1 protein-coding gene is annotated in these 545 nt (G+C 37.6%); it reads right to left on the reverse strand.

Features of this window, described 5'->3' with window-relative positions:
- Positions 1-32 precede the first annotated feature (32 nt).
- Entirely contained in the window at positions 33-431 is a 399-nt protein-coding gene (gene tnpA, locus ACIFQN_RS35705; protein ID WP_429837788.1) for an IS200/IS605 family transposase, read from the reverse strand.
- Positions 432-545: the final 114 nt, after the last annotated feature.

Consider the following 545-nt stretch of genomic DNA (forward strand, 5'->3'; position numbering starts at 1 on the left):
CTTATACGCTTTGTTTGCCATATCATCTCACCTCACTTCATGCCTTGATTTTCGATGTATTTCGTTATCACTTCAATAGGTGAACCTCCTGTTGTAAGTAGGCAAAAGCTTCTTGACCAAAAGTAATCTTTCCACAATTTCTTTCGCACCTGCGGGAATTCTTTCTTGATGAGTCTAGAACTTGCACTCTTGTATGCATTGATAAACTTTGTCATTTCGGTGTTAGGGTGTGCTTTGAACAGAACATGTACATGGTCATTATCATGATTCCATTCTATGAGAGTGATATTGTAGCCCTCTGCCAGTCGCACAAACATGTCTTTCGCATAATCGGATATCTCATCATCGAATACGTTTCTTCTATATTTCACGACAAGTACCAGATGGTAATACAACAAGAACACTGAATGATTATTACTATCTAATTTCACAGTTATATCAACCCTTATACTTGATACGACTGATTATAGCATACCAAAAATAAAAAGCGAAACTTTTTGGCTACGCCAAACCGAAATTCATCTCCCACTTTCACTGGTGCTAAC

It is taken from the genome of Brevibacillus sp. NRS-1366 (genome assembly GCF_050467985.1).